Source organism: Bdellovibrio sp. GT3 (assembly GCF_037996765.1).
Taxonomy (GTDB): Bacteria; Bdellovibrionota; Bdellovibrionia; order Bdellovibrionales; family Bdellovibrionaceae; genus Bdellovibrio.
Map to the genome: position 1 here is coordinate 514,973 of NZ_JBBNAD010000004.1, position 25,723 is coordinate 540,695.

At 47.3% G+C, this 25,723-nt stretch carries 29 protein-coding genes; 20 read left to right on the forward strand and 9 right to left on the reverse strand.

From position 1 onward, the window contains the following. The first annotated feature begins 12 nt into the window (after positions 1-12). Complete coding sequence (locus AAAA73_RS04110; RefSeq protein ID WP_445292020.1) at positions 13-1,635, forward strand: LysM peptidoglycan-binding domain-containing protein; 1,623 nt, start codon at positions 13-15, stop codon at positions 1,633-1,635. 41 nt (positions 1,636-1,676) lie between these two features. Beyond that, complete coding sequence (locus AAAA73_RS04115) at positions 1,677-2,618, forward strand: DNA-processing protein DprA (RefSeq protein WP_340596905.1); 942 nt, start codon at positions 1,677-1,679, stop codon at positions 2,616-2,618. Positions 2,619-2,822: 204 nt separating this feature from the next. Here the strand turns inward: AAAA73_RS04115 and lptF are convergent, their stop codons facing one another. After that, complete coding sequence (gene lptF / locus AAAA73_RS04120; RefSeq protein WP_340596906.1) at positions 2,823-3,965, reverse strand: LPS export ABC transporter permease LptF; 1,143 nt, start codon at positions 3,963-3,965, stop codon at positions 2,823-2,825. Between the two features lie 61 nt (positions 3,966-4,026). Here lptF and AAAA73_RS04125 point away from each other — a divergent pair, with 61 nt between their 5' ends. From AAAA73_RS04125 to AAAA73_RS04135, 3 genes are all read left to right on the forward strand, one after another. Further along, a complete protein-coding gene (locus AAAA73_RS04125) occupies positions 4,027-5,052 on the forward strand; it encodes a hypothetical protein (protein ID WP_340596907.1) in 1,026 nt (341 codons plus the stop codon). Between the two features lie 79 nt (positions 5,053-5,131). After that, positions 5,132-5,458 carry a thioredoxin gene (gene trxA, locus AAAA73_RS04130; protein ID WP_340596908.1) on the forward strand — a complete coding sequence of 109 codons (327 nt, stop codon included), beginning with the start codon at positions 5,132-5,134 and terminating at the stop codon, positions 5,456-5,458. Positions 5,459-5,630: 172 nt separating this feature from the next. Next, positions 5,631-6,353 (forward strand): hypothetical protein, encoded by a 723-nt coding sequence (locus AAAA73_RS04135; protein WP_340596909.1) that lies wholly within the window; start codon positions 5,631-5,633, stop codon positions 6,351-6,353. Positions 6,354-6,424: 71 nt separating this feature from the next. Here AAAA73_RS04135 and AAAA73_RS04140 read toward each other — a convergent pair whose 3' ends face one another. Next, positions 6,425-7,153: a lytic transglycosylase domain-containing protein gene (locus AAAA73_RS04140; RefSeq protein ID WP_340596910.1), complete on the reverse strand. Its 729-nt coding sequence runs from the start codon at positions 7,151-7,153 to the stop codon at positions 6,425-6,427. A 300-nt stretch (positions 7,154-7,453) separates the two neighbouring features. Between AAAA73_RS04140 and AAAA73_RS04145 the strand changes: the two genes are divergently transcribed. Both AAAA73_RS04145 and AAAA73_RS04150 read left to right on the forward strand, forming a co-directional pair. Beyond that, entirely contained in the window at positions 7,454-8,962 is a 1,509-nt protein-coding gene (locus AAAA73_RS04145) for a MerR family transcriptional regulator (protein ID WP_340596911.1), read from the forward strand. Between the two features lie 101 nt (positions 8,963-9,063). Then, positions 9,064-9,447, forward strand: a complete 384-nt coding sequence (locus tag AAAA73_RS04150) for a hypothetical protein (RefSeq protein WP_340596912.1) — start codon at positions 9,064-9,066, stop codon at positions 9,445-9,447. Positions 9,448-9,507: 60 nt separating this feature from the next. On the opposite strand, the gene AAAA73_RS04155 is transcribed toward AAAA73_RS04150, so the two are convergent. After that, the gene (locus AAAA73_RS04155; protein ID WP_340596913.1) at positions 9,508-10,269 is read right to left on the reverse strand and encodes a Mut7-C RNAse domain-containing protein; all 762 of its coding nucleotides are present in this window, start codon (positions 10,267-10,269) and stop codon (positions 9,508-9,510) included. 110 nt (positions 10,270-10,379) lie between these two features. Here AAAA73_RS04155 and AAAA73_RS04160 point away from each other — a divergent pair, with 110 nt between their 5' ends. Then, positions 10,380-10,613 carry a hypothetical protein gene (locus AAAA73_RS04160; protein WP_340596914.1) on the forward strand — a complete coding sequence of 78 codons (234 nt, stop codon included), beginning with the start codon at positions 10,380-10,382 and terminating at the stop codon, positions 10,611-10,613. Between the two features lie 40 nt (positions 10,614-10,653). Here AAAA73_RS04160 and rodA read toward each other — a convergent pair whose 3' ends face one another. From rodA to mreC, 4 genes are read right to left on the reverse strand one after another with little or no spacing between them, the layout of a single operon-like run. Then, on the reverse strand, positions 10,654-11,778 hold the full coding sequence (rodA, locus tag AAAA73_RS04165; RefSeq protein ID WP_340596915.1) for a rod shape-determining protein RodA: 1,125 nt from the start codon (positions 11,776-11,778) through the stop codon (positions 10,654-10,656). A gap of 2 nt (positions 11,779-11,780) precedes the next feature. After that, the gene (mrdA, locus tag AAAA73_RS04170; RefSeq protein ID WP_340596916.1) at positions 11,781-13,775 is read right to left on the reverse strand and encodes a penicillin-binding protein 2; all 1,995 of its coding nucleotides are present in this window, start codon (positions 13,773-13,775) and stop codon (positions 11,781-11,783) included. Beyond that, positions 13,772-14,308: a hypothetical protein gene (locus AAAA73_RS04175; RefSeq protein WP_340596917.1), complete on the reverse strand. Its 537-nt coding sequence runs from the start codon at positions 14,306-14,308 to the stop codon at positions 13,772-13,774. The genes mrdA and AAAA73_RS04175 overlap by 4 nt, the downstream gene beginning before the upstream one ends. After that, positions 14,305-15,345, reverse strand: a complete 1,041-nt coding sequence (gene mreC, locus AAAA73_RS04180; RefSeq protein WP_340596918.1) for a rod shape-determining protein MreC — start codon at positions 15,343-15,345, stop codon at positions 14,305-14,307. Before mreC ends, AAAA73_RS04175 begins: the two co-directional genes overlap by 4 nt. A gap of 132 nt (positions 15,346-15,477) precedes the next feature. On the opposite strand from mreC, the gene AAAA73_RS04185 reads away from it, so the two are divergent. From AAAA73_RS04185 to AAAA73_RS04225, 9 genes are all read left to right on the forward strand, one after another. Further along, complete coding sequence (locus AAAA73_RS04185; RefSeq protein ID WP_340596919.1) at positions 15,478-16,512, forward strand: SurA N-terminal domain-containing protein; 1,035 nt, start codon at positions 15,478-15,480, stop codon at positions 16,510-16,512. A 4-nt stretch (positions 16,513-16,516) separates the two neighbouring features. Further along, positions 16,517-17,155: a hypothetical protein gene (locus AAAA73_RS04190; protein WP_340596920.1), complete on the forward strand. Its 639-nt coding sequence runs from the start codon at positions 16,517-16,519 to the stop codon at positions 17,153-17,155. A 97-nt stretch (positions 17,156-17,252) separates the two neighbouring features. Then, complete coding sequence (locus tag AAAA73_RS04195; RefSeq protein ID WP_340596921.1) at positions 17,253-18,338, forward strand: endonuclease/exonuclease/phosphatase family protein; 1,086 nt, start codon at positions 17,253-17,255, stop codon at positions 18,336-18,338. A 71-nt stretch (positions 18,339-18,409) separates the two neighbouring features. Beyond that, positions 18,410-18,814: a hypothetical protein gene (locus AAAA73_RS04200; protein ID WP_340596922.1), complete on the forward strand. Its 405-nt coding sequence runs from the start codon at positions 18,410-18,412 to the stop codon at positions 18,812-18,814. Positions 18,815-18,961: 147 nt separating this feature from the next. Further along, positions 18,962-19,303 (forward strand): hypothetical protein, encoded by a 342-nt coding sequence (locus tag AAAA73_RS04205; protein ID WP_340596923.1) that lies wholly within the window; start codon positions 18,962-18,964, stop codon positions 19,301-19,303. 92 nt (positions 19,304-19,395) lie between these two features. Next, the gene (locus AAAA73_RS04210; RefSeq protein ID WP_340596924.1) at positions 19,396-20,136 is read left to right on the forward strand and encodes a TIGR02147 family protein; all 741 of its coding nucleotides are present in this window, start codon (positions 19,396-19,398) and stop codon (positions 20,134-20,136) included. Continuing rightward, positions 20,133-21,035 (forward strand): hypothetical protein, encoded by a 903-nt coding sequence (locus AAAA73_RS04215; protein WP_340596925.1) that lies wholly within the window; start codon positions 20,133-20,135, stop codon positions 21,033-21,035. The genes AAAA73_RS04210 and AAAA73_RS04215 overlap by 4 nt, the downstream gene beginning before the upstream one ends. A 10-nt stretch (positions 21,036-21,045) precedes the next feature. Further along, positions 21,046-21,510: a hypothetical protein gene (locus tag AAAA73_RS04220; protein ID WP_340596926.1), complete on the forward strand. Its 465-nt coding sequence runs from the start codon at positions 21,046-21,048 to the stop codon at positions 21,508-21,510. A 209-nt stretch (positions 21,511-21,719) separates the two neighbouring features. Next, positions 21,720-22,169 carry a hypothetical protein gene (locus AAAA73_RS04225; RefSeq protein WP_340596927.1) on the forward strand — a complete coding sequence of 150 codons (450 nt, stop codon included), beginning with the start codon at positions 21,720-21,722 and terminating at the stop codon, positions 22,167-22,169. An 88-nt stretch (positions 22,170-22,257) separates the two neighbouring features. Here AAAA73_RS04225 and AAAA73_RS04230 read toward each other — a convergent pair whose 3' ends face one another. Then, the gene (locus AAAA73_RS04230) at positions 22,258-22,662 is read right to left on the reverse strand and encodes a cytidine deaminase (RefSeq protein ID WP_340596928.1); all 405 of its coding nucleotides are present in this window, start codon (positions 22,660-22,662) and stop codon (positions 22,258-22,260) included. Positions 22,663-22,683: 21 nt separating this feature from the next. Further along, positions 22,684-23,253 carry a Maf family protein gene (locus AAAA73_RS04235; RefSeq protein ID WP_340596929.1) on the reverse strand — a complete coding sequence of 190 codons (570 nt, stop codon included), beginning with the start codon at positions 23,251-23,253 and terminating at the stop codon, positions 22,684-22,686. Between the two features lie 81 nt (positions 23,254-23,334). Here AAAA73_RS04235 and folE2 point away from each other — a divergent pair, with 81 nt between their 5' ends. The 3 genes from folE2 (at position 23,335) to AAAA73_RS04250 (ending at position 25,692) form a co-directional block, all read left to right on the forward strand. Then, entirely contained in the window at positions 23,335-24,246 is a 912-nt protein-coding gene (gene folE2, locus AAAA73_RS04240) for a GTP cyclohydrolase FolE2 (RefSeq protein WP_340596930.1), read from the forward strand. Positions 24,247-24,326: 80 nt separating this feature from the next. Further along, the gene (locus AAAA73_RS04245) at positions 24,327-24,827 is read left to right on the forward strand and encodes a Fur family transcriptional regulator (protein WP_340596931.1); all 501 of its coding nucleotides are present in this window, start codon (positions 24,327-24,329) and stop codon (positions 24,825-24,827) included. 241 nt (positions 24,828-25,068) lie between these two features. After that, the gene (locus AAAA73_RS04250; RefSeq protein WP_340596932.1) at positions 25,069-25,692 is read left to right on the forward strand and encodes a hypothetical protein; all 624 of its coding nucleotides are present in this window, start codon (positions 25,069-25,071) and stop codon (positions 25,690-25,692) included. Positions 25,693-25,723: the final 31 nt, after the last annotated feature.

The window sequence follows — 25,723 nt, forward strand, 5'->3', positions numbered from 1 at the left end:
CCACTTGCAAGGATGCAAACAGTGACGAACACGAAGTTCTCTGTATCATTGATTCTCATTTTTTGCGCGCTGTTGTTGCAGACGCCTATTGCGCATGGACAGGACGCTCCACCTCCGGATACGACGTGGGAAGCGGATCCGTTGGATGTTCTTGAACCTAAAAATGAAACTCCGGCAGAACCTTCTGTTCCGGAGTTTACGGAAATTCCAGATCCTGAAATTGTAACACCGGATGTGCCGGCTCCAGAAATCGCTCCACCGATGAAATCCGCGCCGGAACCAACGCATGCTGATGCTTCGGCGACGATGTCATTCAGTGATGCAGGTGGTTCCGATCCTGACTTTAACAAAGAAAACTATTTCCATAACATCTACAAAAAATACAACCAGACTCCAACGTCTGATGAGGTTTGGGAAAAGGCAGTAGGAGAGCGCAAGTCCGAAGTTTACAAGGTTCAAAAAGGAAACACGCTTTGGGATATTTCCAATACGTTTTTCGGCGATCCAAATTTCTGGCCAAAGCTTTGGTCATTGAATGACGGCGCTATTTTGAATCCGCATGAAATCACACCGGATATGAATATCAAATTCTATCCGGGCACGATGGTGGATGCGCCAACTGTCGCACTTGCTGAAAAAGAAGGTGCAGAAACTCCTGAAGGGGAAAAGGTTGTGGAAGCCAGCGTGGCAGAGCCTCCTGTTCCTCCGGCTCGTCGCAAATACAATCCCGTGTTAAAGAAACTTCCGCAAAGTTTGCCGCTGGGTCGTTTTGGGATCTATGACGACAGTACAAGCACAGAAATTGAATATCGCAAAATCAATCTGCCAACACCATCGGAGTATCTGGGCTACTTTATCGCGGACAATGAAATCGTCGGTTCCGGTAAAGTAACTTCCACCGAACTGGATTCCAAGACCGCCAATGAATATCAGATCGTGTACGTGGAGATCACCGGTAATCCTGAAAAGAACTACATCGTACAAAAGAATCTTGGTGAGCTGGTTGATCCAGCAGCCAAACGTCGCAAAGCTCAGATGGTGGAAATCCAAGGCGAGCTGGAAATCATGGAGAAGGTCAATCCTACCAAGAATTTATATCGCGCCATTGTTCAAAAGGCGATTCAGCCTATTGAGGTCGGTGCGCAGGTGATTCCGGGTAAGGTGCCGATGATTGATCCTCGCCCAGGAGTGGTGAACAACTCTGCAGGTGCCAAGATCATGGGTGGCGAGTTAATCACGAAGCGCGGTTTGTTCGGAGTTAATGAACTGGTGTTCCTGGATGCAGGCACATCACGTGGTTTGCAGGAAGGTCAGAACCTGACGATCTTTGCGGACAGTGCTCTTCGTAACGGTGAATCCAAGGCGGTCATGAATGATCGTGCTATCGGCAGTGTGAAAATCGTCAAGGCCACGCCGAACTTTGCGACGGCTTATGTGACGAAAGCCAGCGAGGATGTGAAGCTGGGGGACTATGTCGGTAACAGCGGCGCCAAGACAGCTTCCGCAGCCCCGGTCATTGAAAGTCACTCGCCTGAATCTCCAAGTGAGCTCGACACAGAATTTGAGTTGGAGGGGGCGCCGGAAGTCACGCCACCGCCGGACTCCGGATCTGAAGATCTTGATTTGGAATTGTAAAATAATTGAAGGGCTCAGCAGAATTGCAGAGCCCTTTTTTTATGATTGAAATTCTCGCCATCTCTCAACTTATAAAGTCACACCCCTTATACAGCCTTCATCGGGATGAAATTCACCAGATATATCTGCGCTTGGCCCGTCTTGAGTGCCTGACAGAAACTCATCTTCGTCAGGCCCTGGCCGAGTACTTTCCGATGCTGGGGGAGTTCATGGATAAAAATCACTCTCTGTTCAAAGATTTTCGCAGCGAGTTTTTGCGCTGGAATCTAAAGGGCTTTCAATTCGTCGTTTATGGTGAATCCCTTTATCCCTCGCAGTGCTATCGCATGGCGGATCCCCCGTTAGTACTGAGTTACCGTGGCTCACCGGTGTGGATGATCGAAAGATCCTTGTCGATTGTGGGGAGTCGCGAACCCAGTGCGGAATCGTTGCGGTGGATGGAGCAAGAGTTGTCGATATTCCTGGATGCGCAATTGCCACTAGTGATCAGTGGGGGTGCTCGGGGAGTTGACCAAAAAGCCCATTCGTTGGCGCTGCGAAAGAACTGTCAAACGGCGGTGATATTGCCTTCCGGGCTGGATGAGATTTATCCCACCAGCTTGAATGAATGGATGACGCCGGTGTTGGATCAGGGGGGATGCTTCATCAGTGAATACGATCCTGGTCAGAAGATGCACAAGCGACTGTTTCATCATCGCAACCGTTTGATCGCGGCATTAGGGTGTGCCACTTTACTGGTGGAGGCGCGCCGGCGCAGTGGAACGTTGATTACTGCGAATCAGGCCGCAGAATTATCGCGTCCAGTTTGGGTTGTGCCGGGTCATCCCTTGGATCCGCATTTTCAGGGCGGCTTGGATTTGTTATTGGATGGTGCGCAATTGGTACGCGATGCCCAAGATTTATCCACATTATTCCACTCCGAGTTATTATCGGAAAGATTCAAAGGGGTAGGTATTGTGGGTGAAGATGAAATATCCCACTAGGGATAGTGGCGTGTTTCAAGTGACATACTGAGGACGAAAAAAGTGAAATCATCTAAAAAAATCTTTTGCAAGGGGCGGGGAATTGCTCTTACCATTTGATTCAAGGGAGGGGCGATGTGGTCAAGGATGACCGTGGTAGTAAGGATGCTGCTGCATCGCTCTTATTTGTAAAGACCGCCCCAACCTTCAGATTCTAAGTTCTTCTTAATTCCAATTTTTTCTTAAAGTATACAGAGCAATCAAACCAAATATTGCATTCGGCGCCCAAATCGCAAGACCCGCAGGCATTGATCCATTTCGTGCGGCACCTTCAGCTGCCAAGTATAAAACCCAGTAAAAGATAATAATCCCGATACACAGAATCATACCACCGGCTTTGGCTGCACGACGATTTGTGGTTGTCCCCAATCCGACGCCGATCAAGGCGAAGACCAAACACAACACAGAGATTGCCGAGCGTTTATGAAACTCAGTCTGCATTATGCGCAGCTCTTCAGGATCTTTGATACCTTGTTTGAGGCGATTGCGAACTTCATCCAGGGTCAACGACGGCGGAGATTTAGCACGCTCCACGTGTTGGTCCGGTTCTGAAAAATGCACATCGTAAGTGTCAAAGCTGATTTTAGTGTGAGTTTTGGTTTGGCGATGGATTTCGCCATTCTGAAGGCGCAATAAAACTTCCTGTCCCGGGCGATCCGGATCAGGCAGCATGCTTCCTTCTTTTGCGATGACTGTCAGTGGAACATCGCTGTTCTTTTCGTCATAGATAAAAACTTTACGAAGTTTGCCGTTTTTGGAATCCACTTCATTGGCATACACCACCATGTCAAAGAACCCCTCTGCAAAGGTTCCTTCTTTAATGACCGCGGTGGCTTTGGTGTTTGCCAGGCGCGTGTACAGAACCTCAAACTGGCGATTCCCCCAAGGAGCGATCACATAAGAGGTTTGTGCAGACACAGTGCCCACAATCAATGCCAACAGGATTGCGGGTAGCAGCAGGGTGCCCATTGCAAGGCCTGAAGCTTTCATGGCGACGATCTCGGAATCTTGGCTCAGACGTCCGTATGTCAGCAGGACTGAAAACAAAAGTGCCATTGGGAATAAGACGGGCAGCAGGGAAATCACCACGTAGCCGATGATTTGTGCAATGGTTTTAATGGCTATCCCGTGAACAAGGGCGAACTCTGTCAATCGCAACACTTGAAACATCAAAATGATGGATATGAAAACCAGAAGCCCTAAAATGAAGCTAGGAAGCATCTCGAAAAAAATGTACTGAACGGCTTTTTTACCATTAAAGATACTGAACATGCGCTCCATTGTAGACGGCAGGAAATCGTAAGTCATCGCGCCTATCGTCCAGTCTGCGGTTTGACCGAAGCTTAACCTTATCCGACAATAGATGGGTATGAGTAAAGTTCTTCTGGTGTATGAGGATTACGCAGATCTTATGAGCGTGGAGTCCACTTTGAAAAAAGTGGGTTTTGACGTCATTGGTTTGTCGAGCGAATACGCCGTCTCTGACCAAATTATCAGTTTCAACCCCGATGTTGTGATTGGTTCCGGAAAAGGAGCCAAGGTTTCCTCATTGGGTGTTGGCAAACGTCTGAAAGAGATGTCCCGGTGGGGCGGCAAGGCTGTGCTTATTTTTCCAGCGAATTTCAAACCAGCGCCTCAGGATCTGATTAAGATCCGCGTTGATATGATTTTGGAGTCTCCTGTTGCGCCGCTGCGAATCGTCCAGGTGTTGGCAAAGCTTCTGGGGCAGGATGAAGGCGCTTTGTTGGAGAGGCTGAATAAAGCCAGCCACCTTGAAGCTACGGGTGCAAAACCTGGAGCCGTTCCGGTGGGAAGTGGCGTTAAGTTTGCCACGGACAAAGAAGCTATTTTCGTTAAAGGAACCTCTCCTGAAGATCAAGAATCACCGGCGGGTGTTGGTTTTAATATCGATCAGGAATCTCAAGGTGAAGGTGTAGATTTCACGCTAAATAATGAAGAAGAGGCTGAAATTCCGCGCTTTAAGTTCGGCGCGAAGTTTCAGAAAGCGGATCAGGAATCCGACAGTGAAGCGGCCGAGAGCAATGAGTTTCCTGATGTCGATTTGAAGGCCTTGGAGCAAGAGCTTCTGGGGACGGGAACTCCAGAAGTGGAGCGCGTTGAAGCGACACCTGTGCCCGCGGCCCCAGAAAAAACACCGGATGTGCCGCCTTCCAAGGCGCGTCAGGATTTGGAAGCGGCTTCAGCCAAGCTCGCGGAGCGGATGAAAAAATACGCAAAGCTTGTGGAGGATGTGAAAGTAGCTCCAGTTAGTACTATTTCTCGTGTGGAGTCCCGCAAGCGTCAAGTAGACATCGCGTCAGAGTGGGATAAGGAAAGCATCAAGGATCTCGATAAGTTGCGCCAAGATTTCGCAAAAGCCCTTTTTAAAAAGTAATTGCTCCTTTGGGGGCCTTGACTATAAGGTTTCCGTATTCAAATTAAGTATGGTAATTTGGTCTAATACGGAGGCCTTTATGGGCGTTAATACTACAGCAGTAACAGATGGTTCTTTTGAAACAGAAGTTTTGAATTCTTCTACTCCAGTTCTTGTCGATTTCTGGGCTGAATGGTGCGGTCCTTGCCGTGCTTTGGCTCCAAAATTGGAAGAAGTGGCAAGCGAGTTGTCTGGCAAAGTTAAAATCGTAAAAGTAAACGTGGATGAGAACCCAGCGACTCCATCCAAATACGGCATCCGCGGTATTCCGGCGATGTTGTTGTTCAAAGGTGGCAGTGAAGTGGGTCAATTGGTTGGTAACCATCCAAAAGACGCTATCGTTGATTTCTTGACGAAAAACACATAGTTCATACACGAACCTGTTTAAAAAAATTAAGATTTTAAAAGAGGGAGCTTTTTCAAGTTCCCTCTTTTTTTTCACCAAAACTCACTCTTCCGGGTTTCATAGTGGCGAGATTCTTTGCATTGCCAACTATTCGTGGTAGAAATTGAATAGTTAGATTGGTGAATGGAACGTTATGATTGATACTGCTTTAATCTCTGAAAACCACAGCGAATTGAACCTTGCTAAGGAGTCGTACCGACATTCTTTGGTTCAATTTCATTCTCTGCTGACAAAACCACGTGCACTGAAGGGTGATTACCCGGGTTTGGCCTTTGACCGTATGCCGGTTCAGCATCAGGCACCAGTTGCCCAGGCTCTGGCAGAGTGGGTTGATTTTTTCCAGATGCACTCCACGGGCGAGGTCATTTCGGAAAAGCAGTTCTTGTGGCGCTTTTTGAAGAGATTCCGTTTGAAGGCTCATCCGGATTTTTTCTCTTCTGTGGACGATGAAACTTGTTTTGAAGTTGTGAATACCGAAGGTCGCCAGACATTCCGTAGTATCTCTGTGATGGATTTTTGCAGTTATTCACTGGATGAGTTGGTTTCGACGCCGTGGTTTGAGTTGTTCAGTCGTGATCAAAATATCACGGATCGTTACCTGGAGTTCCAGGAGCATTTGACCAGCGGGACATTGGTGCATACGAATCTGGAAGGAATTATTCCGACTCACGATGTGTATGAGAACTTTGGATTCGACAAAATGGTTCTGACGATGAAGCCGCTTTATTTGTCTCCGATTTACGACATGGATGACAATGTGGTGGGTGTGATCAGCGCTATCAAGATTTTAAACTGCCGCAGTCGTCGCACGGAAAATAAAGAGCGCGCGATGGTTGAGTTGGCAGCGGTTAAGTAATTTAGCTTTTAAAAATAAATGCAAAAAGCCCTTGGTTTTCACCAAGGGCTTTTTTGTTTTAAAGGTATATCTTAGTTTGTCGCCACTGTTGTGCGAGTAACTTCTGTGGTTGCAAGTTTCTTATAGAACTCACCGTAATTTTTCATTACGCGAGAGTTGTATTCTGCTGGCATCACGTTTTTAGCTACCAGGCGGCGTACGTTGCGTGGACCCATGTTATAGGCGCTCACGTATTTAGTGGCTTTGCCTGGGAACTGCTTACGAAGGTAGTCCATGTAAGCGGCACCGATGCGCACGTTGGAAACCGGGTTTTGCAAAGTCTTTTTACCCTTCCATGCGATACCGTATTTTTTAGCAATCCACTCAGCCGTGTCAGGCTTGATTTGCATCAGACCGATTTCACCGAAAGAACCCACGATCAAAGGATCGAATGAACTTTCAGTCTTAATGATGGCCAATACAAACACTGGATCCAAGTTGTACTTATCTGACTCAGAGATGATGACACTGGAGATGTCACCAGCACGGTTTTTCCATTGCGGAGCCAGGTAACCCTGAACTTTTTCGTAGATCATCACATTAAGTGCGCTACGGCCCTCGATTTTTTGAGCAGCACTGCCTTTATAGCGTCCACCAAGAAGTTCTTTGGCGTGAGCTACGCGGGAAGCCTCATTAACTGTTTCTACAAGCGGAAGCTTTAGAACCTTACTCCAGTCAACGAATTCGAAGTTATTAAACAGACCCATTACTAGAGTGGCGGTGACTAAAGCGAGTGTCGATTTGAGATGTTTCGTTTTCATTTCCCGTCCTCCTGTTACTGGTTAGGTAGTTCAAGGGTCGGGCCAACTGGTTAAGTCTGCGAAACTGTTGAAGTCCTTATTTGAGGCAGGAATCAGATGGAACGTGGGCGAATGTGAGGGTGGGGGTGTCAACCAATCACTGGACAGTGTCAGATCATTAGTTAGTCAAAACGAATCAACTTCTCACAATGAAACATCCCAAAAGGCGCCTGCCGGTTTTTTGATACGCAATGCGTCTGGGTGCGAGTTTTTTTCTTTATTCTGCCCCGGGGGCAGGTTCGAGCCTACTATCACGAGGTCATGATGAAGAATTGGTTGTCTGTAGGGGAATTTGGGAAAAAAACGGGGCTTAGTCATAAGGCTCTGCGCATTTACGAGGAAAAGGGCTTACTAGTCCCGCACACTCGCAGTGAGGGGCAGCACCGTGTTTATACCGAAACCCAGATAGTGATTGCCGAGAAAATCGTACAGTTTAAAAACTGGGGATTTTCTTTAGAGCAGATCAAGGTGCTTTTGGCTGAAACCAGCGAAGGCACGTTGAAGGAGTTGCTGGAGAGACGTCTTCAGGAAAGCCGTTCTGCTGCGGTTTCGCTGTCACAACAGATTAAAGCCTTGGAATCAGTGTTGGCCTCCTTAACCCTCGGTCACGAGTTGACCGAGCTTGAAAGGAGTCAAGTTATGGAAAATTTGTTGAATAGAAGTGTGAGTAATTTAAAGCGTCGCGGGGTGGTGGATTCTGAAGCCCTTTCGCGAGTGCAGAGCGAAGTCTCTTTGTATTCCGATAGCAAAAAGGAATTGATCGCGGGGGTCCGCAAAATCGTCGACTTCGCAAAAGCCAATAGTCTTCTGTTGGGCCCGGGAAGAGGGAATTCGGCAAGTAGTTTGGTATTATACTCAGAAGGCTATGGTTATTTTAATCCACTGAAGTACGGTCTTGTGCCGGAGTATTTCTCTGCAACAAAAAGCGTTTGGATTGATGTTGAGTATTCTCGCAGTCAGGAAGTTGGCAGACTGGCTGATGAGATTGCACAAAAAACGGGAATCGAAGTTTACGCCTTTAAGAGTCCGGTTTTGGATATTTTAAAGGATGTACAAAATCAGGTTGGAGAAATCGATTTCGATTCGTTCAGTGATGATGACCCGATGATTCTTTCGGCGCCTTCGAAGCTGGGTTTGGCTGGGCTCTGGGGAGTTGAGTACGGTGAAAACTATCATGCCTTTCAATCTCAGGATGAAGCTTCAAAAAAGAAATATTCCCTGAGTCACCTCGACTTTGAATCTTTGTATGCCAAGCCATTTAAATCTGCTTCTGACTTCATGATTAGAACAAGTTTGATTGGCTATAATCGGCTGAATAAGCTGGAGCTTTATAACTCCCGTAATGATGGAGAAGTAGATCCGCTCTATCCTGAGCTCAACGGCACCCGAGGTGTTATGATGTTTCATGAGGATTGGGATCGTGTTTTCTCCAGGGTTGCTGGAATTGACCTGACTGAGGCATCCCGAATTCGTCGACAAATTGTCAGCGAAATCATTGCCGATAAAGAACCCGAATCCGCTCAGCAGGTGCGTGCTCTGGTCAAAGACATGGCGACAGCGGATTTTCTGCTGGAGCACGTGGATAAGAACTTCATGAAAGCCCATGCCCTGACGGTGTGGTGGTACTACAAGCGTACTGCGATTTTGAAGTCCCTATGGCCGAAAGAGTACCGTGCTGCCATTGATCGCTGGGAACAAAAGCATCAGATGTGGTGGCAGGAGTTTGGCTATAAGATGGCTTCGGATGGGAAGCCTTATTTAAAGGCGTAAAAATTACCCAAAAACAGTGCGTTGGATGGATTTTTAGCTGGTCATGGGCTATCTCTAGCGGTTCAATATTTATACATATAACTGCCCGCAGGAGATAGCCTATGAAATCACTTTTGATTGCTTCCCTTTTGATGATCGCAACAAGCGCACAAGCCTCTTTCCTTTGCACTAGCAAAGAAGTTCGCGAAGACGGAAAGCCTGCATACGGCATGACTGTGAACGAATCAGAAACTGTAAACACTCACGTGCAAATCGCGATCTGGGCGACAGGCCGCGCTTCTGAAGCAGAGCAATTCGAATGTGTTCGTGAATCCATGGATTACGGCAATGGTCGTACTTCCCAGTATAAATGCGAAGCGAATGGCGACAAAACTTTGCAAGTCTACGCGCAACGTTCCGGTCAAAAAATCTCTGCAACTGCTGATTTGAAATCTCCAGCAGGTCAGTTGATCCTTTCCAGCATGTACTGCAAATCCATCGAATAGTTTTTAGAAAAAAAATAGAATCCTTAAAGCCGCATCGGAAACTGTGCGGCTTTTTTATTTTCAGCCAGCCAAAAATCTGACAACGCCGTCGCGCAGGTTTTTCATGCTCTCAAAATGACTGCCTTCCCAGTACACGCGCTGGCAGTCCGGACAGATAGAAAACTCGCTGTAGGTTTCGGCGACCAGGGGCGGGACCTGATCCAGAATTTGTTCTTTCGCGATGGGTTCCAGGGGAGTGTTGTCGTGAATACAGCGGGAGCAAAGTTGAGTTTCGCCTCCCAGATCATAACGTTTCATCACTTCCAGCAGTTGTTCCTGGGGAATATCACTGCGAACAAAATAACCCCGATCCACTTCGCGTCGTTTTAACAGGTTGCGGTCGCGAGTCAGCAGTAGACGATTTTCAAATTTTGAAATGCGCGCGATCTCCACATCATCCTGCAACCAGCGATCATAAATTACATCAAAGCCCATCATGCGCAGCAGGTGGGCGAGCTTACCCAGATTCACATCGACAATAAATTTGGGATCGTCACGTTGGTTGCGCAAAGGATCCTGCCGTAAGAGTGTCACATCTCCGACATCGATTTCCTCAAACATCGGATAAACGCTGACTCGATCGCCATCTTTAACCAAATATGTGAACGGGCGGCTGTTGCCATTGACCAGAATCAGGTCGATCTCGGTATGGGGGACTCCCAGGGACTCGATGGCATCCTTGACGGTGGTGGGCTGAAAAGTTTGAAAGATCACCTCTTGATGTCGATGCACCCGGGGCAGAAAATCATTCAGATCGTCATAGAATCTTAATTGCGCTTTCATATCTTAGATTTTATTTGGATTCTTATTCATCCGCGAGACCTGTGCCAAAAGGCAAGTCTCTGCAAGTGGCTGGCTCTCACAGTATAATGGAAAGGTCCATGGGAGGTTTTATGGCTGAAGCTAAAAAACAAAGTAAATTCTCTGATAACTTTTCGCCCGAGAAATTTGAAGATCCCGGCATTCCTCAGCGTGAACCTGAAGCTCCTGCCGGAGTTCAGGAAGCTGGACGTAAGAAAGCCTCCGAAGGAGCGCATCCTGTTCCAACCGAATGGGATCAGCCAGATGGGGAGTATTCGGAAGTGATGGACAGTGAGGGACATCGGGTGCGTATCAATCACTACTAAAAAAAAGGCTTCGAGTTGTCTCGAAGCCTTTTTGAAATGTCTAAAACAGGTATCTGCGGTAGGCGACGGAGGAGACTAATCCCAGGCCGGCCATCGTGGTTAACATACTCGAACCACCGTAGGACAAGAGCGGTAACGGAACCCCTACGATTGGCAACAGTCCGATAACCATTCCTAGGTTCACGAACATATGCCAGAAGACATAGCAGAGGACCCCCACCGTCAGGAGAGCCCCGAACTTATCCCGGGCATTCGTGGCTATTCGAATTCCCGTGATGAAAAGGTAACAGAAAAGACCGATAACTAAAATAGAGCCGACGAAGCCGTGCTCTTCTGAAAGAACAGAATAAATAAAGTCCGTATGGCGCTCTGGCAGGAACTCAAGCTGGGATTGCGTCCCTTTCATAAAGCCCTTACCGAAGAAGCGGCCGGAACCAACAGCAATCTTGGATTGAATCGAGTTATAACCAGTACCGCGCGGGTCACTTGTCGGAGACAAGAACGTCAATACACGATTTTTTTGGTAGTCATGCAAAACGAATTTCCAGGCAATGGGAATTGCCACGATACCCGCAGCGATTGCCGTGACCACGATCCAACGACGAACCTTTGCAAACAACACCATGGAGCTACCGATGGCTGCCAACATCATCGCCGTTCCCAAGTCGGGTTGTTCAACAACCAGCACGAAAGGAATGCCAAGAACAAACAAAGGACCAATCATTTCCTTGAAGCCCATGCCTTGTCCGTGGGTTGTTTTGGTCGAAAGGATTTTTGCCATGAGCATAATCAGGGCAAGCTTCATCGTTTCAGAAGGTTGATAACGGAAGAATCCCAGATCAATCCAACGTTGCGCACCCAGGGCGACCTTACCAAAGAAGGTCACGTAAAGAATGGCTCCCAAATTGAGGAAGTAAATGATCAAGGCGATTCGCGTGACGATCGCATAATCCAGGATGGTCATCACCAGGAAAACTGTCCAACCCACTACGAGCCACATGATTTGTGAAATAAATAGATTGGAAACGTCCACGGAGCTGGGTCCATGGGTCGCGCTGTAAAGATTGATCAATCCGATGATGTTCAATCCCAGGATCACAGCGATGAAATTGATGTCCAGTTTCTTGAAGAGCGTTCTCTCTTCAACGTGTAATGAGCTAAACACGATTACTCTCCCTCAGTCGTGGTCGCAGCTTCGACCTTTTTCTTAACGCCTTTTTGCTTCAGAGCATTGGCGATGATATCCGGATGGTATTTTTGGAAGTAGGCATTGTAAATGTCGCGGGCAATGGGAACACCTCCGGTATTACCGTGGCAAGAGTGCTCTGCCAATACCGCTACGACGATTTCCGGGTTGTCAGCCGGTGCATAGGATACAAACCAACCGTGATGTCGCATGTGAATCGGGCGAGCCGTACAGCTGGCATGGATTTGATCGGCAGAGAAACCCATGACTTGGGCTGTACCGGTTTTTCCTGCGAATTCAACGCCTGGAACTTTCCAGTAACGAGCTGTACCGCGAGGACCATTTGCCACCAGGCGCATGCCTTCCTTCACAACTTTGAAGGTGTCAGCGGAAACCTTGATGCCGTTAGGTTGAGTCTGCTGAAGGTCGCGAACCACTTGCGGGAAGTTTTCACGCAAAACTTTTCCATCCTGATCCAGGACTTTGCGGATGATGAAAGGTTTCACAACTTTTCCTTCAGTCGCAATAGTATTGTAGGCGATCGCCATGGAAATTGGAGTTGTCGTAACGAAACCCTGTCCGATGGCGGTGCTTAGATTTTCCCCGGGTTGCCATTCTTCACCGACAGCGGATTTCTTCCATGCAGAATTCGGCATGATGCCGGCCACTTCACGGCTGAGCTCGATGCCGGTTTTTTGTCCGATACCCATCGGGTTGATGTAGTCGTACATTTTATCAACACCCAGTGCGATACCCATTTTATAGAAGAACACGTTCGAGGATTGTTCAATCGCCTGATAGACCGTGATGTTACCGTGACCTTGCTTCAAAGAGTCATGGTAAGGACGACGACCAAAGTAAAACACGCCCGGAGCAGGGACGATCGTGCTTGGGGTGATCACTTTTTCACTTAAAGCGGCTACTGCCACCAATGGCTTAAATGTCGAGCCCGGTGGATTGTGATCCTGGATGATTTTATTACGAAGCGGTTTGAACGGATCGTTGATCAAGCGAGACCATGTGCCTGGTGTGATACCTGTCGAGAATTCATTCGGATCAAAGGATGGGGCGGAAACCCACGCCAAAACTTCGCCGTTTGTTTTCATAACCAGGATACTGCCGATGTGACCACGATTGTCGATGCCGGTCACAGTGAAGGCTTTGTAAGCGGCTTCTTGAATTTCCCGGTCAATTGTCAGGACAGCATTGTTACCGTGAACTGGAACCTGATCGCGGATTTGCTCACCATAAATATTAGGAGTCTGAGTCACGGCTTCGCGACCATGGGCATCGACCTGAATGAAGCTGATACCATCAGTTCCGCGAATGTCGCGTTCCAATGTTTCCTCAAGACCGCTCTTACCAATAATGTCACCTTGGTCAAACTTGATAAAGTCTTTGTACTGCTCGTTGAAAATAGGGATCTGACGTTTGGAAATCTCACCCACATAGCCGAATAGCTGCGCGCCGTTCTCTCTAAGTGGATAGTAGCGAACGATGGACTCACGGATTTCAAGCCCCGGAGTATCCAGGCGAACGCGTTTCAGACGGAAGACTTCCTCGCGGCTTAAGTTTTCTTTCAGACGAATTTGCGCGAACGGACCATTTTGACGGCGGCTCTTTTGGACTTTCTGAATGACCTTTTCAGGTTCCATTCCCAGAATTGGACCAATGGTTTTTGCCAGATCCGGAAGTGCTTCAATATATTGAGGCGTCAACAGGACTTCAAAGCCCGGAAGGTTTTCCACCAGGACTTTGCCGTCACGATCCAGCATCAGACCACGAGGAGCCGTGATCTTGTTTTGTTTAATACGGTTCTTCTCCGAGAATTCTCGGAGTTCATTTCCAGAAACAATTTGTAGATACCACAGACGCATTGTCAAAACGGTGAAAGTCAAAGCGATCACTATGTAGAACATGCGATAACGGCTGTGATATTCCTTAGCCTCATCAGGATTGCTGACGTAAGTACTCATAGATCCAATCCTCCCGGCTCATTCATAAGCTCGTCCTGCGTGAGCTTGTCTATTCTAGCCAGGATCCAATACATCGGAAGGGCGAACGACGGTGTCAGAATGATCTGCACCAGGCGGTCGACAATCTCGAAACTTGCAGGGTTTTTCTCCAGCACCATGGAGAGAAGAAAGTAAATCAGGTGATAAGCCACTGCCGAGAAACCACACATAATTGTATAGTATCCAGCGCCACTCCAAAAGACGCGACTTTTGATTCCATAGACCAAGGTAAATAAAATCAAAAGTGAGAACAGCATCATTTTAAGAGGCATGGCTGTGAATATGAGCAAAATCGCACCCATCGCGTAAATCGTGAAGATCGCCGGGAATGGTTTGCGATAAAGAGTCAGATACACAATCAGATTCAACCACAATAAAGGAGCAGGCACATTTCCAAAGAACTGAAACCACAATGTGGTTTGAATGCCTGCCACCAAAAGCAGGATCGTCAGAAAAATGAAAAAATTCAAAGTCGCGTTCCAGCGGATTTTCACTGTTGAGACTCCTGAGGTTTAGCTGCTGGAGTCGGAGACGGCTTAGGTGACGTAGCCGGAGATGCAGCCGGAGTCGCTTCCGGTTTTTTCAAAGTGGGAGTTGTCGTTGTTGCCGGTTGATTGACTGGTGGTGCTGTGGTTCCAGGAGTCGGAGCGGCCAAAGCGGCAGCTTCTTCGGCACTGAGAGCAGCTTGCGGAGCAAACTTGTCGCCAAAGTCCTCTTTGGAGGAATCCAGAATAATAAACACTTCTTCAACTTTGTAAGGGTCCACAACAGGACGCAAATCCACTTTCAAAGAAACACTGAAGGTCTTTCTTTCAACGGATTCAACGATCGCAACAGGGAAACCTTTCGGGAAGATATTATCCAGGCCACCGGTGACAACAAGGTCGCCTTCTTTCACGTCTTCCGTGCGCTCGACATATTTAAGAGCACAAATGGATTGGCTTTTGCCTTCGACGATCCCGTGAGCACGAGTGCGTTGAACAATACCATCAACCACGGCGTAGCGGTCGGTGATCAACATAACGTGAGCCGTGAACGGTTCAGGTTTAAAGATATAACCCAGCACACCCGCGGTCGTGATGACTGCCATGCCGCTTTTCAAACCGTCATTGGTGCCTTTATTGATCGTGACAGTGTTGTGATCAATGACCAGGTCGCGGCCGATCACTTGCGCTGATGTCAGCTTCATTTTGGTGGTTTGCTTAAATTCCAGCAAGCCACGCAAACGATCGTTTTCGATTTGCAGTTCATTCATGGATTGCAGGCGGCTTTGCAATTCATTGTTCGTGCTGTGCAGCTGCTCGCTTTGTTTCTTGATATTAATCAAGTCCAAGTACATGGCTGTTGTGTCCTTGACGCCGTGGCTGAAGCCGAAGAACGTTTCGGACACAGCGCTACCCAGCATGCTGAAAGGTTTCACCAGCCAGTGAGATTCTTGAGGACGTTGCTGCATGTTGATGGAAATGAGTGGCAAAGCCAAAACGATTCCGATGAGCACCAGTTTTTTGAGATCAAAGTTGAAAAAGTTCAAATGTCACCTACCTAATACTTTCCAACGCTATCAAAAGAGTTAAGGAATTCAACAATTTCCCCTTGAAAAAAAATAAAAATAGTTGGGTAATGGAGCGGCTTGTTTTGAAGATTGTTTCAGGAAGGAATATTTATGAGCGAAAATTTGGCAGATAAGATGAAGAGAAAGCTCAGTGCAAAGAGCACTGTCGCGATTCTTGTATTCGGTGCGATCATTCTTACTTTCGTGTTCACAGGGACTCAGGGCGGAATGAGCCTGGGTGTTGGTTCTGTAGCTCGTGTAAACAACGCGTTGATCTCAGTTGCTGACTTTCAAAACGAAGAAAACCGTGTTTCTGAATACTACAAATCGATCTTTGGCGATCAAATGGACTTTGGCTCTCAGCGTCAGCTGCTTCGCCAGCAAGCTATCGAGAATTTGATCCGTATGGAGCTGGTTTCTCAAGCTGCTCAAAGCGAAGGCATTTTGGCGACTGACGCAGAAGTACGCGACTTTATCGTTAAGGATGTGCCTTTCTTCCAGCAAAACGGTCAATTCCAACGTGAGTTCTACAATCGTTACCTGGAAGGGACTCGTACATCTCCAGGTGATTTCGAAAATAAAATCAGAAAAGACATCTCCAATATCCGCACGCGTCACTTGTTTGAAATCGCAAGTCGCACATCCGCTGCTGAAGCTGCAAAAATGCAGGAGCTTCGTGGCAGCAAAATCAACGTGGCTTTCGTAAGAATTGACGAAGAAGCTGTGACAAAAGCGATGACCAAGGAAAAAGCAGAAGCTGCTATCAAGGCTTTGGATGAAGCTTTGGCTAAAGGTGACGAAGCGGCAGTGAATGCTCAGTTGAAAGAAATGAAAGCAACTTGGGACGAAACAGGTTTCGTTGAAGTTGGAGCGGATTCTTTCCCGAAAATCACAAGCCGTGTGGCGACAGACTCAATCTTTGAGTTGAGCAAAGCACAGCCGACGTTGAAACGTCTGGTTCGCGATGGCAACCAAAAGTTCGTTTTGAAATTGAAAGAGGTTAAAATGGAAGGTGCGAAAGCACTGGAGCCAATGACTCTTGAAATGGCGCAAAAACGTCGTGGCGATGGTATGTTTGAGACTTGGATCAACCAATTCCGCAAAGACTCTCACGTTTCCATGAACAAACAAGTATTGGAAATGTAAACCAATGCTTCAGTTTGTACGAGAAATTCCTGTTTCCATCGTACTTCAATCAGCCTCGTCCGCAAGACGGGGCTTTTTGTTTAAGATGGCGGCTGGTTTTTCAAAACCTGTCAATCCCATGTCTGGAATGACCGTCAATTTGATGGTGGTGGATGAGTGGTTGGCTAAATTGAAATCGGACCTTGAGGGTTCGGTTTTTGAATCAAAGTCCGATAGCTTGAGTCGTGCTTTTGCCGAAGTGATGGCAGTGGCACGATTGAATCTTATCGAACAATGTGAATCCGAAGAAGCCCAGCTGATCAGTCTTTCTTTCGGGGAAGAACGGGGATGGGGCTTTAGTTGGCAACATCTGCAATCACCGCAAGTGATGACCGTTTCGCACGCACACTTTCTGGAAGCATTTTTACAGAACGCTGCTGATTTCGGATTGCTTAAAGTGGAGTTGAACTGGAATCGGGTTGCCAATTGCGAGGCCGATTTTTCGCATGAGGGATTCAAATTGCTAAAATCTTTGAGTGCACGAAACCTGACTGAGCTTTCCCAGAAGCTTGCACCTTTGAAAGAATTTCGTCTCTCCAGTGGCAGTTTTTTGCAGGAAATACACATTCAAAACCTCTCTGGACAGTACAGTTTAAAGCTCTAAAAGCATATATTCGACCCAAGCTGACTCTTTGCGTTTTATGTCGATTCTTGAGTGAAACCATGAGCATACTCCCCGGGAAACTTCGGGGGGAGTGTTCATGAAAGCATTGATTGGCATTTTGGTGATGTTATCTGCGACTTTGACTGCGACTGCATCTCGCGCAGAAATGGTTTTGTCTCCTGTGCAAACACCGCAGTTTTGTATGCAAAACTTCAACGCTTACGGTCCCATTTATGCTCCGGATACTTACCAGCGCATGGAGTGGATTGGTTCTCTGTTGCAGGCAGCACCTCGTTGCGGTGTGATTCAGCTGCAGGAAGTTTGGAACAGCTCCAATATCGATCAAATTGAAAATGCTCTAAAGTACAACTATCAAATCAGTTCTCCTAATCGTGATAATAAAATTGGCGTGATGTCCTTGTTTGATGGCGACATCAAGGGCGCTTGGACTTATCAGTTCAGAATCAACAATCTGGGTGGATTTCTGGATGAGATCCGCGAAACCTTTGGTGTGACCAAGGCTTTTCACATTGTTCAGACCCGACTTCCGGGAATTGACGAGGACTTTTACTTCGTAAACACTCACTTGCATCCCACCAGCACGGAAATTCGTATCACCCAAATCCTGGATATCTTGAAGTGGCGCCTGCAGAATCCTTCTTTGAAAATGTTGATGTCCGGGGATTTCAACGCCAACGAAAAGTCTTTTGAACGTGACTTTATGATGGCAGTGATGGGACTTCATGATTCTTTCGCAGACGCTTTGGGGGGCAGCTATCCTCCGGGTTATTGTTCGTACTGTGAAACCAATCCTCACAGCTGGATGCCAGGTAATCACATGCTGGATTATATTTTCGTCTCCAATGCCGGCGGGGCAAACTCCAAAATTCAGGCGGTGGCGGGGGAGCTTAATATGCGAGGCCCTTTACGTGATCCATTGTCAGATCACTACGGTGTGCGCGTGAGCTTTAAGCTGGTGCCGGGTGGCGTGGATTCCTTGACAGGTTCTCAGTGGATTCAGCGCCGTGATAAGGTTCTGGCCGTGCTATCCCAGGCCCAGCAGATTCTGGTCTCTTATGATGATGGTGATTTGGATCCCTATATTGCTGAGATCCAAGGGCTAAGTGCGCAGATTCAGAGCCAACAGGGCCCTTACTATCAATATTTTGGACAGTTCCGATAGATATTACAGACGGGGGCGCAATCGCCCTGTTTCATGATAAGTTCCCATTCGATCTACTTAAGGAGATATCCATGAATAAAGCTCTTTCTATGCTTGCGGTATTGGCAGTTTCTGCCTTCACTTTCTCTGCAAATGCAGATGTTAAAAAGCCCACTTTGGTTTGTAACTTCACTGAACCATTCATCCAGATCGTTGTTTTGGCTAAAACTCAAACAATCGGTACAGTAGGTGACCATGTAGCTTTGCGTTCCCCAGGTAAAGACACTGTGATGGGTGCCATTGAAAGCACTTCTTACCATGAAGGTGTGAACTCCTGGAAATTGTCCGGCGAGGGCCTTGATCAATACGTGCTGGATATCGTTTTCGGCAAAAAAGGCAACGACGGCATGTCCGATAAAGAATACGAATTCGAAGGCATCCTAAAAACGGCAGGCGATGAATTCGTCCTATACGGTGGTTGTGACCTGGTAAAATAGTTTAAAAAAAGGCTGGATGATCTCCAGCCTTTTTTTATGCGTTCTGATGCGGCAGTTTTGCCGCACTTTGCGGCTCCAAAATTGGATTTTCAGCTCGTCCAGCTGCTACATTTCTTCTGAAGTTAAATCGAACCTTCAGGAGTATCCATGAAATATCTTATTCTACTTTTAAGTCTTTTGGCGTCCACAGTCGTTTCTGCACAACCCATTGATGATGATGTAAAAATCCTGGCAGTGACATGCCATGAGTTGCGTACTGAAAACTACATGTATGCAAGCGTTGGCGTAGCTCAGGTTCAAGGTGAATCTGGTGAACGTTTTGCTTTGAAGTTGTGGGTAGACCGCTTTGCCGAAGATGCCGATGTCCATGCGGATAAGCTATGTAAAGACCTAAAGCAGGCTCTGAAAGAAAACACACTGGTCGAAGTTCGATATGATCTGTGGTTGGATTCCAACGACACCCTTCATAAATATATCGTGGCTGAGTAGTATTTGGTGAAAATTTACATCTGCGGCACTTTTGCCGCGGATTGCGGCAAAATAAGTGGAAAATGAGTCAATTACCTATTAAAAGCATCCCCATGCTAATCAATCATCTACAGTCGGTTTTTGCAGAACGCAGTCGCAAGAACCCTTCTTATTCACTTCGAGCTTTTTCCAAGTCATTGGACATGGACTCTTCGACGTTGTCAGCGCTTCTTAGTGGCAAGCGTCCGATGACCACGAAAACAGCGATGAAGATCATCGATCGTCTGGAGATCAATGAGCCTTTGCAGGTGCAAAAACTATTGATGGGAGTCCTGGGAGCTGAGGACGCCCCTCAGTCTTATTCAGATATTGATTTGGATTCTGCGGAAATGATCAGCTCGTGGGAGCATTTTGCGATTCTGGCAGTCCTGGAATTGCCAAAGGCAAAAACAGACACGACCTCCATCGCTAAGCGCTTGAACATTCCTATGGGAGTCGCGTTGGAATGCCTGGTTCGCTTGCAAAAGCTGGGATTGGTCGCAAAAGACACGACTCAGTGGAAGCTGACCGGCAATAATATGTCCACACCCAAGAATATCCCGAGCTCGAAGATCCGCGAGGGTCATCGTCAGTTTATTCACAGGGCGATCGAGTCCTTGGAAAGTCACTCAGTCGATCAGCGTGATATTACGGGCATCACCATGGCGATCAATAAAAAGAAATTGGTTGAAGCCAAAGGTCTGATCGAAGACTTCCGTCGCCGTTTGTCCGCTTTCCTTGAAACAGGGAATAGGGATTCTGTTTATCGTTTGAACGTTCAATTGTTTCCCTTAACTCAGGAGAACCAGAAATGATGAAGCGAACCACTTCGCGGCTCATAATGGCGATTCTCATCCTCTCGGTCGTGGGAGCGGATCTGGTACAGGCTAAACCTGTAAGCAGACAGCGCGTAACCACTTGGGCCATGAGAGAGGGATGGGATCACGGCAATGCAGGGGATTCCTTTGCTGCCGAATTTATCATGACTGCCAAGGACTTGGTTCAACATCTGAAAACTCTGCCAAGCACAGAATTAAAGGGATTCAAAATTGAAACCCTGATTGGTGCGATTGAAACCACTACAGTGCGCAGTGAGCCGGTGCTTTACTATGAAGACGGCCGCGAAGTAGAGGGTATTAATAAGCCAGAGCAAAAGTTAATCCTGATCAATCGTCGCATGTGGCGTGAAAATCGCGTCGAAACCGAGACGTTGCATCGCTATACATTCGTTTTGCACGAATACCTGTGGATTATGGGTATTGATGATACTCAGTACAAGGTTTCGGCACCCATCGTGGCTTTGTTGCCGGTGAAAAATTACGATCCATCCAAATGGTGGAATCCACTGAATCCGGTCAACTATTTGACGTTGAACCTGATCTACAACAGTGGTGGTTGCTCCCTTGAAGGTGCTTCTTTTAATTTGGCGAAGACCGAAGAAATGGTCATGGTCGAAACCAAAGGCGACTGCGGTGATGACTACAGAAAAGTGGTTATAGCCAAGAGCTCGTTGACAGCTCCTCCATCATCCAACGCGCGTGGTACGTTCCATCGTTATCAAGTGGCAGTTCTGGATCGCGATGGAAACAATCTGGGACAGTTGACCTACGAACCCGAGTGGGGTCGTTGTCTTGGTCCACAAACCGGGGCTTGTGCCTCGTCCGGCAAGATGCTTGTCGGTGGTGTTGAAATTATTTTTTGGCTAAGACCGTAAGGATACTCGTATGAAATTAAATTTATTTATTCTAATCAGTGCATTGATGATGACTCCCAAAGTATTTGCTTACTCTGCTTGTGTGGGCGAAACCTATCAGGGAAAAATCGTGATCGTGGAAATCATCACGGATGGCCCTTTGGCAAAAGCGCAAAGCGGTGTGGTTACAGTTGCTGAGGCGGGTGTCGGCAAATACACTTACCAACTGAAGCAAGAAGAAATCGCCCAGTACTTTGAAGGTGGCGACACAAATACCGCGATGGTGGGTTTAGCCGCTTATCAGGCAGGTAACAATCCAGTATGGATCATGTATCGTGGAATCAACTATCACGGTGACCTGGTCGCAGTTCTTCGTGATCCCGCCCGCGTAAAACAACCAGGCAATGAAATGCGCGTATGGCGCGGCCCGGGTTACCCGGCAGACCAACAAAGTCAATTTACCGACGTCATCTGCAATTTCTCTTTGGAGCAATAACCTAAAAGGTCGCGCCAGAGGTGAAGACACACCTTCTCCATATATTAAAATCTTCCAAGCCCTGCCTAACCAGCAGGGTTTTTTTATTGTTTTCATCGTGCGGCAAAGTTGCCGCGGTTTCGGTTTCCAGATTTAGGGGTTTTCATAGAGTCGATGTTAAAAAGGTCCCATCGAAAGATAACAACCTTAACTAAGAACACGGAGTCACTATGAAAACATTGATTTTTGCGACACTCTTACTAATCGGAACATCGGCATTTGCGGGGCCCGCAACGCCGCCAGTGGGAGAACGAGTTACTTTGCACTGTACGTTTACGGAACCCTTCTTTAATATCACGATTGTGGGCTTTGATGTCTATGAAGGGTACACGACTGGGATTGTAAACAAAGGTGATGTCGTTATTTACCAGGATCCATACACATCTGAGGATGGTGTCTATCGCAAAGAAACGACAGTCCTCGCGGCCTCTACAAAAGAAGAAAATGTTGTTGTGAAATTTGATTTGGGTGAGCCTTTGGGGATGCTGGTTCTGCATATGGATCGCCAAGAAAAAGGCTCCGACGGAATGTCAGACGAGGTCTATGATATGTCTGTTACTTCGATTCACCTGAACGGATCACGTTTGAGCAATATCGGCGGCTGTAATTTTGGAAAATAGAAGCTGAGAAGTTTACTAAAAAAAAAGCCCGGGAAACCGGGCTTTTTTTGCAGTGGAGAAAGTATGTCTTCACCTCTGGCGCGACCTTTTAGTCCAAATGCTTTGGCGTGAAGGCCTCCGGGAAGATGTCGCCAAACTTGAAAGTCTTCATTTTACCAGAAAGGTTCGCTGTGTAGATAACAGTCTCTTCGCTACCGAACTCCGCGATCACCTGGCGGCAGAAGCCACACGGTGGCCATGGTTTGTCAGCATCACTGATCACCATCACTTCTTTGACAGATTTGGAAGCGCCTTCGCTGACAGCTTTCCACAAAGCCACGCGCTCAGCGCAGACCGTTCCGCCGTAAGAGGCGTTTTCGACATTGCAGCCGTTAAAAATTTGACCATCCGCCATCAAAACAGCAGCACCGATATGGGCGCCAGAGTAAGGGGCATGGGCGCGTTTTTGGGCAACACAAGCGGCATCGTATAGTTTCTTTTGCATGTCGTTCATAGGTAACTCCTGAAGGTGCGCTTAAAGCGGACTACAAGTCTCCAGTATTTTGGATAGTTCAATCAAGGGTAATCCTTGGATCGCCGTAAAATCCTGGGATTCGATCTTGGAAAACAGCATAATCCCATGCTTTTCGATCTTATAGCTTCCGGCGCAGTCCGTCGGCATGTCCAAATCGACATAGCGTTCAATTTGTTCGCGGCTCATGGACTTCATGTGCATGCGGGTGATGTCGGTGTAGGGAATTGCTTTTTCGCCATCGAAAACGCAGATGGCCGTCACTAGTTCGTGAGTTTTCCCCTGCATGCTTAATAATTGCTCAATGGCCTTTTCGCGAGTGTGCGCTTTGCCAATAATCCGGCCCTCAAAGGAGACCAGCTGATCCCCGCCGATGACCACTTTTCCTTCACCTTTAAGGCTGGCCGCTTTTAGGCGCGCCAGATGCTCCGCCAAGGCGCGGGGAGCCAATGACGGGTCTTTCTCTTTATCTTCATCAATGAGGGGAGGTTGTGCAGTAAAAGGCACAGCCAAACGAGAGAGAAGTTCTTGTCTGTACTTGGAAGTCGAAGCCAGGATCAGTTGCTTTTTCATGTTATCGGTTATATTTCATTTTGCCTGTAAAAACTATAAAAACGGAGTCTTTACAGGGATTTTGCGGTAGAAGGCTGAGCTATGACGAACAAACATCTTCCAGACGTCGCTAAGGAAACTCATACAGAAAAATTCGCTCCCATTGACTGGGTGGGTATGGGTTCCATCGAACTTCCGATTTTGCTGAAACAAGCAGACGGTGTGTATCGTATTCCTGCGCGCGCCGACGCAAAAGTCAGCCTTGATAAAAAACCTTCTCGCGGTATTCACATGTCGCGCTTGTATTTGATCACTCAAGAGACATTGTCCAAAAACGAAATGTCCCTGGGGTTGCTCGGGCAGGCGACAGATGAGTTTTTGAAAACTCACGAAGACCTTTCCACGCAAGCTTTGATTCAGGTTCAGTTTGAAGCTCCCTTGGTTCGCAAGGCTTTGAAAAGTGCCAACCAAGCATGGCGCTCGTATCCCGTGGTGCTTTCCGCCTTCAACGAAAATGGCGTTAAGAAATACTACGTGGAAGCAGTGATCACTTATTCTTCCACGTGCCCGGCATCAGCAGCTCTTTCTCGTCAGTTGATTCAGGATAATTTCAAACAGCAATTTGGTGCACAGTCTTTGGATTTCGATGTGGTTCACCAGTGGTTGGGAACAACACAAGGGATCGTGGCGACTCCGCATGCGCAACGCAGTTTTGCTCGCGTGAAAGTGGAAGTCGGACCGAACTATGACTACGCAAAAATCATCGACGTGATCGAGGACGCTTTGCAGACGGCAGTTCAAGGTGCTGTGAAACGTGAAGACGAACAGGAGTTCGCGCTTCGCAACGGACAGAACTTGATGTTCTGCGAAGATGCGGCACGCCGTGGCAAAGAAGCTCTTGATAAAGAGAATGATATTTTGGATTACGTGGTTGAGTTCAGCCATGTGGAGAGTTTGCATCCGCATAATGCAGTTTCCCATATCTCGGCCGGGAAAAATTTACGTACTTTTTGAAATCTAAGTGATAATGATTGTCAGAACTATGGACTTTAACCCGCCGGGCGTCCTATATATCTTTGTTCGAGGAGCCATGAATGGGTAGAGATTCAGTACCAGTTTTACCAAGACAACATGATGAAGACATCGTGATCCATCACGATCCATTTGATGAGGCTGAACTTAAAAAGATCATTCGTGCGCTTAACCTTAAAGTCACCAGCCAACGTATGGCGATCCTTAAAACTCTTCATGAAGGCCGTCGCCACGTAACAGCTCAAGAGCTTTACGAAAAATTGGCGAAAGACCATCCTGAAATCGGTTTTGCCACTGTTTACCGCTTCCTTCGTACATTGACTGAAGGCGCTTTCGTCACTGAAGTGCGCATGGGCGGTTTGCCAGCTCGATATGAACTTACTCCTAAAGGTCACCATGACCATCTGACTTGCGTGAAGTGCGGTAAGATCTGCGAATTCGAAAATCGCGCGATCGAGCAACTTCAGGAAAAAGTCGCGAATCAATTTGGTTTCGCACTAACCCATCACATCCTGGAACTATACGGCGTCTGCCCAGACTGCCAAGCAAAAGCGGCCCGCTGAAAAGAACCCATCTGACTGCGTTGTCGGGCCTGCGCTTGCTCTTCGGCGTACTTTGAGTACGCCTGCGTAGGGAAGGCGCCTGCCGGTTTTTTGGGATGCGGTGCGGAACCGATGTTGGTTCTGCGGTGCGGTTTTATTATGTGTTGAGTTGGGGATGGGTTTTGCAGACACTCTTTGAGTCTTTGCAAAGGATCCCGTTTTGTCCGTCGAAAGTCTTTACCAACATTTTTTTAAACCTGAGGTGCGTAAGCAAGGTCACGAAGATTTTGCGGCAGGGCTCGCGGTACTTTCAGTGGCGGGTGATGCTCGAATTGAAGGTTATGTAAAGGCATCCAAGCCGGTAAAGGTTTTGTTTGTTGCAGAAAGCATTGCGAGCAACACCTTCACGGTGGATTGCATGTGCTCTTCGGCGGCGAAGGGGACTTTCTGTAAGCACATCTGGGCGATTCTTTTGCAAACCGAGAAAAAGCATTCGGACTTTTTAGATTCAAAAACGAATCTGGAAAAGGGCTCCTTGTTTGAGGTGGTTGAGTCACCATTCAAGGCCAAGCAAGCAGAGTTCAAAAAAATCCAATATCAAAAACAAAAAGAGCGCGCGAAAATTCAACGCCAAGAAATCAAAAACAAAGCAAAAGGAATTTCCAGCAAAACCTCCAAGGGAACCACGTTTTCCCAAGACGTGAACGAGGCCTTTGCATACTTCTCCCTGAACGGTTTTCCAATGGAAAGTGCTTTGGATGAAGAATCACTGAAGAATGCAAAGAAAGTTCTGGCTCGGGTTTTTCACCCGGATAAAGGCGGAACACATGACGAGTCGGTGACATTAAATTATCACTACCAAATTCTGATGGATTATTTGACTTAAAGGGACCTGAGTTTTCGGAGGGGTTAAAATG

Bases quoted from the DNA above. Each gene is read 5' to 3' on its own strand.
- AAAA73_RS04245 (WP_340596931.1), top strand. From the start codon at position 24,327: ATGGGTAGAGATTCAGTACCAGTTTTACCAAGACAACATGATGAAGAC.
- AAAA73_RS04135 (WP_340596909.1), top strand. From the start codon at position 5,631: ATGATTGATACTGCTTTAATCTCTGAAAACCACAGCGAATTGAACCTT.
- AAAA73_RS04110 (WP_445292020.1), top strand. From the start codon at position 13: ATGCAAACAGTGACGAACACGAAGTTCTCTGTATCATTGATTCTCATT.
- lptF (WP_340596906.1), bottom strand. From the start codon at position 3,965: ATGACTTACGATTTCCTGCCGTCTACAATGGAGCGCATGTTCAGTATC.
- AAAA73_RS04215 (WP_340596925.1), top strand. From the start codon at position 20,133: ATGATGAAGCGAACCACTTCGCGGCTCATAATGGCGATTCTCATCCTC.
- AAAA73_RS04125 (WP_340596907.1), top strand. From the start codon at position 4,027: ATGAGTAAAGTTCTTCTGGTGTATGAGGATTACGCAGATCTTATGAGC.
- AAAA73_RS04205 (WP_340596923.1), top strand. From the start codon at position 18,962: ATGAAATATCTTATTCTACTTTTAAGTCTTTTGGCGTCCACAGTCGTT.
- AAAA73_RS04235 (WP_340596929.1), bottom strand. From the start codon at position 23,253: ATGAAAAAGCAACTGATCCTGGCTTCGACTTCCAAGTACAGACAAGAA.
- AAAA73_RS04225 (WP_340596927.1), top strand. From the start codon at position 21,720: ATGAAAACATTGATTTTTGCGACACTCTTACTAATCGGAACATCGGCA.
- AAAA73_RS04115 (WP_340596905.1), top strand. From the start codon at position 1,677: ATGATTGAAATTCTCGCCATCTCTCAACTTATAAAGTCACACCCCTTA.
- AAAA73_RS04140 (WP_340596910.1), bottom strand. From the start codon at position 7,153: ATGAAAACGAAACATCTCAAATCGACACTCGCTTTAGTCACCGCCACT.
- AAAA73_RS04185 (WP_340596919.1), top strand. From the start codon at position 15,478: ATGAGCGAAAATTTGGCAGATAAGATGAAGAGAAAGCTCAGTGCAAAG.
- mrdA (WP_340596916.1), bottom strand. From the start codon at position 13,775: ATGAGTACTTACGTCAGCAATCCTGATGAGGCTAAGGAATATCACAGC.
- AAAA73_RS04210 (WP_340596924.1), top strand. From the start codon at position 19,396: ATGCTAATCAATCATCTACAGTCGGTTTTTGCAGAACGCAGTCGCAAG.
- AAAA73_RS04195 (WP_340596921.1), top strand. From the start codon at position 17,253: ATGAAAGCATTGATTGGCATTTTGGTGATGTTATCTGCGACTTTGACT.
- AAAA73_RS04160 (WP_340596914.1), top strand. From the start codon at position 10,380: ATGGCTGAAGCTAAAAAACAAAGTAAATTCTCTGATAACTTTTCGCCC.
- AAAA73_RS04150 (WP_340596912.1), top strand. From the start codon at position 9,064: ATGAAATCACTTTTGATTGCTTCCCTTTTGATGATCGCAACAAGCGCA.
- AAAA73_RS04230 (WP_340596928.1), bottom strand. From the start codon at position 22,662: ATGAACGACATGCAAAAGAAACTATACGATGCCGCTTGTGTTGCCCAA.
- AAAA73_RS04220 (WP_340596926.1), top strand. From the start codon at position 21,046: ATGAAATTAAATTTATTTATTCTAATCAGTGCATTGATGATGACTCCC.
- trxA (WP_340596908.1), top strand. From the start codon at position 5,132: ATGGGCGTTAATACTACAGCAGTAACAGATGGTTCTTTTGAAACAGAA.
- AAAA73_RS04155 (WP_340596913.1), bottom strand. From the start codon at position 10,269: ATGAAAGCGCAATTAAGATTCTATGACGATCTGAATGATTTTCTGCCC.
- folE2 (WP_340596930.1), top strand. From the start codon at position 23,335: ATGACGAACAAACATCTTCCAGACGTCGCTAAGGAAACTCATACAGAA.
- AAAA73_RS04200 (WP_340596922.1), top strand. From the start codon at position 18,410: ATGAATAAAGCTCTTTCTATGCTTGCGGTATTGGCAGTTTCTGCCTTC.
- AAAA73_RS04190 (WP_340596920.1), top strand. From the start codon at position 16,517: ATGCTTCAGTTTGTACGAGAAATTCCTGTTTCCATCGTACTTCAATCA.
- AAAA73_RS04145 (WP_340596911.1), top strand. From the start codon at position 7,454: ATGATGAAGAATTGGTTGTCTGTAGGGGAATTTGGGAAAAAAACGGGG.